General features: G+C 67.8%; 4 protein-coding genes and 1 pseudogene. 3 read left to right on the forward strand and 2 right to left on the reverse strand.

The genetic code is table 11. From position 1 onward, the window contains the following. Positions 1 to 180: 180 nt before the first annotated feature. Positions 181 to 465: a hypothetical protein gene (locus ACFFIC_RS28175; RefSeq protein WP_377056723.1), complete on the reverse strand. Its 285-nt coding sequence runs from the start codon at positions 463 to 465 to the stop codon at positions 181 to 183. 4 nt (positions 466 to 469) lie between these two features. Then, on the reverse strand, positions 470 to 2158 hold the full coding sequence (locus ACFFIC_RS28180; RefSeq protein ID WP_377056725.1) for an NADPH-dependent assimilatory sulfite reductase hemoprotein subunit: 1689 nt from the start codon (positions 2156 to 2158) through the stop codon (positions 470 to 472). 140 nt (positions 2159 to 2298) lie between these two features. Between ACFFIC_RS28180 and cysG the strand changes: the two genes are divergently transcribed. From cysG to ACFFIC_RS28195, 3 genes and pseudogenes are all read left to right on the forward strand, one after another. Beyond that, a complete protein-coding gene (gene cysG / locus ACFFIC_RS28185) occupies positions 2299 to 3672 on the forward strand; it encodes a siroheme synthase CysG (protein ID WP_377056727.1) in 1374 nt (457 codons plus the stop codon). 129 nt (positions 3673 to 3801) lie between these two features. Then, entirely contained in the window at positions 3802 to 3999 is a 198-nt protein-coding gene (locus tag ACFFIC_RS28190) for a hypothetical protein (RefSeq protein WP_377056729.1), read from the forward strand. A gap of 71 nt (positions 4000 to 4070) precedes the next feature. Next, positions 4071 to 4393 (forward strand): annotated as a pseudogene (locus ACFFIC_RS28195) (hypothetical protein); the annotation flags it as partial.

Genomic DNA, 4393 nt, shown 5'->3' on the forward strand with positions numbered 1-4393 from the left:
GCGGTCGGTCCAGTGGCGGACGTCGAGCACCCTTTCGGACAGGAAGGCGGTCAGGGCGGGGCGCTGCTGCAGAACGGTGGCCAAATCTTCTCTCCTTGAGGCGCGGCACAGCTTCCCCGAAGTCCTGGCCGGTAAGCGACCCGCTTGCGCCTTCGCTGCCAAATCGGCCCGCGGTCGAGATCAGTTCAGCAACATCCAAACATAGGCGAGAACGATGGCGAGCAGCACGAGGAGGCGGCTTGGACCATCGATCGCATCAAGAATCCGCTGCATCCGAGGGCTCATCCTGCTCCTGAGCCAACCCTCCCCAGGGTCGTCCAAACCATCCGCCAGTCCGTGAGGCTCGACCATGGGGAAGTCGCGGGGCAGTTCCGGCGAGTGGCTGGAATCGCGCTGCGTTAAGGGCATCAGCCTGATTGCCGAATGGTGGGCGGCATCACCATGGTGCGGCAGCGCCATCGCCATCGCCCTATTCGGCCGCGACCGGCTCGGGCAGGGCGCGGATCACCTGGCTACCCTGACGAAAGCAGAAGTCACCGAAACCCTCGCCCGGCCGTCGGCGCATCGCAAAGGCAGCGATCAGCGGCTCCAGCGCCTCGCCCACCCGGTCGGTTGCCACCTTGTCCGCGAGTGGAAAGGAGAGCCGTGTTCCCTCGAAGTCGCCGCCGACGAAGAGGGAGTAGATGCCGGGTGCACGCCCGACAACGCCGATGTCGCCGGCATAGGGGCGCGCGCAGCCGTTCGGGCATCCCGTCAGCCGCAAGGAGATGCGCTCTTCGAGCAGCCCGTAGCGAGCCAGCACCTCCTGCACCTGGGCGACGATGGGCCCGTGGACGCGCTCGCCCTCCGTCAGCGCCTGTCCGCAGGTCGGGAGGGCAGTGCAGGAAAGCGACCAGCGGACGAGCGGTGAAAGCTCCTCCGCGAAAACGACGCCGGCGGCGCGCAGCAAGGCTTCCAGGGCTGCCTGGTCCGAGGGCCGCACGTTGGAGAGGATCAGATCCTGCTGCGGCGTGGCGATCGGGTCGAGGCCGAAGCGCGCGACGGCTTCGCGCAATGCGGTGCGCAGCGCGACGCCCGGCCGATCCGCGATGCGGCCGGAAGGAATGGGCAAACCAAGCCAGAGCCGGCCATCCCCCTGCTCGTGCCAGCCCAGAAGTTCCGGCACCTCGAGCCTCGGCAAGGGCGGCGCGGGTGGCAAGCGTCGCCCGAGATCCTCCGACAGGCGCTCGCGAACCCAGTCAACGCCGCGCTCCGCCACGACATACTTCAACCGCGCGTGCCGCCGGTCGGAGCGGTCGCCATGATCGCGGAACAGGCGTACCACCGCGCGCGCCATCTCCTCCACCTCGTCGGGGCCGATAACGGTGATCGGATCCGCGAGACGTGGAAATGTTGCGGGCTTGTTGTGGGTCATGCCCATGCCGCCGCCGATGGTCACGATCCAGCCCTTGACCTCGCCGGACAGATCCGTCTGCGCGATGAAGCCGAGATCGTTGGAGAGGATGTCGGGCGTGTTGTCCGCCGGATGGGCAAGCGAGGCCTTGAACTTCCGCGGCAGGTAGGCCGGGCCGTAGAGGGGATCCTCCTCGTGGCCGACCTTCTCGCCGCCAAGGAAGATCTCGTGATGCGCCCGGGTGCGCGGCAGCAACGAGGCGGAAAGGGCGAAGGCTTCTCGCTCCAGCCGTGCGTGCAATGCATCGCGCCTCGGTGCGGGAGAGGTGGTAATGTTGCGCGCAACGTCACCGCAGGCGGCCATGGTCGTCAGCAGTGCTTCCTCGATGGAGGCAATGCAATGCGTCAGATCGCCCCGCCTGACAGTGTGGAACTGCATGCCCTGGCGCGTGGTCAGGCGCATGGTGCCGTCCGCGTTGCTATCCGCCAACGCGTCCAGCGCCAGCCATTGCGCCGCCGTCAACCGGCCGGCGGGTGCGCGAACGCGCACCATGAACTGCCAGTCCTTATCAAGCCCGGCTTGCTTGCGCGCTGTCGCGGTGTCGCGGTCGAACTGCTCGTAGGTGCCATGGAACTTGAGCAGCGCGTACGACGCCTCGCTCAGCCCGCCGGGCGCATCGGCGGCAGCCAACTCCTCAGCGATCGTCCCGCGCAGCCCGACGCTGGCCACTTTAATTCCTTCCGCCCCACTCGGCTGGCCTATCATGTCGCACCTCTTTTCCTTCCGGAAGAATGCGCGGAAACGTGAGGCCAGCAAGGGAATGGAATTCCTTATTGCGGGCAATCTTTGATCATTTTTCTCTCCTCCCTTTGATCCATTGCATTCGCTAGAAGAGCTCGATTCTCATGCAACACTTCCCTGCCTTTCTTGATCTTCACGGTTGCGCGGCGTTGGTGCTGGGCGAGGGCGAGGCGGCCGACACCAAGGCTGCGTTGCTGACCCGCGCGGGTGCGGTGTTGCACCGGGCGCCGCGCTTTGGCGGTGACCTGCCGGAGGGCTGCGCCATCGCGATCGGTGCCGGCGCGCCGGAAGAGGACCTGCGGGCGCTCTCGGCGGCATGCCGGGCGCACGGCGTTCCCGTGAACATCGTAGACCGCACCGTGCTCTGTTCCTTTGTCATGCCGGCGATAGTGAACCGGGCGCCGCTGACCATTGGCATCTCCACGGGGGGCGCGGCGCCGGTGCTGGCCCGCCTCGTGCGCGCGCGGATCGAGGCCGTGCTGCCGCCGGCGCTGGGGCGCCTGGCCGCGCTGGCGGAGCGCTTCAAAGGCGCGGTCCGCGCGGCGCTGCCCGACCTCGCGGCGCGCCGTCGCTTCCTGGACGCGGCGCTGAGCGGACCGGTGGCCGACCTCGCGCTCGCCGGGCACGAGGCGGAGGCGGAGGACGCCTTCGCGGCAGCGCTGCGGGGGGCGGAGGCGAAGCCGGCGGGGGTGGTGCACCTGGTCGGCGCCGGGCCCGGGGCGGCCGACCTGCTGACCCTGCGAGCGCTGCGGCTGCTGGGTGAGGCGGACGTGATTGTGCATGACCGCCTGGTGGGCGAGGGCGTGCTGGACCTCGCGCGGCGCGATGCCGAGCGGATCTATGTCGGCAAGAGCCGGGCGAACCACTGCCTGCCACAGGAGGGGATCAACGCGTTGCTCGTGCGCCTGGCGCGGCAGGGCAAGCGGGTGGTGCGCCTCAAGGGGGGCGACCCCTTCGTGTTCGGGCGCGGCGGCGAGGAAATGCAGGCCTGCCGCGTCGCCGGCGTCGCCTGCGAGGTGGTGCCGGGCGTCACGGCCGCGCTGGCCTGCGGGGCAGCGGCGGGCATTCCGCTGACGCATCGCGACCACGCGCGCGCCGTGACCTTTGCCACCGGCCACACGCGCGAGGGGCGGCTGGACCTCGACTTCGCTGCCCTGGCCCGGCCCGGCCAGACCCTGGCCATCTACATGGGCGTCTCAACCCTGCCTGCGCTGCGCGACGGACTGGTGGCGGCGGGAATGGAACCCGCCACCCCGGCGGCCCTGGTGGAGGCGGGCGGCACCACGGAGCAGCGCACGCTGCGCGGTACGCTGGAGGGCATCGTGACCTCCGCACCCGAATGGCACCAGGGCGGTCCCGTCATGATCCTGGTCGGAACCGTCACCGCTGAGGTAGATGGAGCCGCTTTGGAAACAAGGTTTACCGATAGCAGGCGACAAGTCTCCCCGACGGAGGAGCGGCTTCTTTCGCCGGCCTGATCAAGAATGTCGTATTCATTCGAGGTATTTTGGATGGAACAGGCTCGCTTATGAGACCTGTGCGCGGATGTGTGTGGACCCGGCTCGACGTAGGCTGATTCGCTGCCTGTGTAGACGAGGGAGGTCGACATGGCGCGGCGGCGGATCAATCAGGAAGATCTCATCACACGGGCGGAGCCGCGAGCGGCACTGCCGCTGTTGGAACTCGCCGCATTGCTGGATCGGGCTGAGATAGATCGTCACCTAGCCGATATCTCGACTGCGGCAAAGAGCGAACGTGGCTGGCCGCCACTGGCTCTCTTTCGTGGCTTGTTGCTGGCCACCTGATATGACCTGTCGGGGCATTGGCAAGTTGAGGGGCGTTGGTCGGAATGACCGGGCCGGGGCAGTATGCCGGGATGACGTCAGATCCGGCCACCTACCCTGGATACCGCTTCTCGGCGGAGATCATCAGCCATGCGGTCTGGCTGTATCACGTGTTCAGCCTGAGCCTGCGGGACGTGGAGCTGATCCTGGCGGAGCGGGGCATCATCGTCACGCGCGAGAGCATCCGGAACTGGTGCCGCAAGATCGGTTCGGAGTTCGCCCGCAAGCTGCGGCGCCGCCGGCCAAAGCCGGGCGACATCTGGCACCTCGATGAGGTGTTGATACTGTCGGTTAATTCATGCGGCTGCTGCCAGAGCCGCAAATCGGGTCACGCGCGTCTTGGCTCGTGGCAGGC

It is taken from the genome of Muricoccus vinaceus (assembly GCF_042433125.1).
In the GTDB taxonomy this organism is placed as follows: Bacteria; Pseudomonadota; Alphaproteobacteria; order Acetobacterales; family Acetobacteraceae; genus Roseomonas; species Roseomonas vinacea.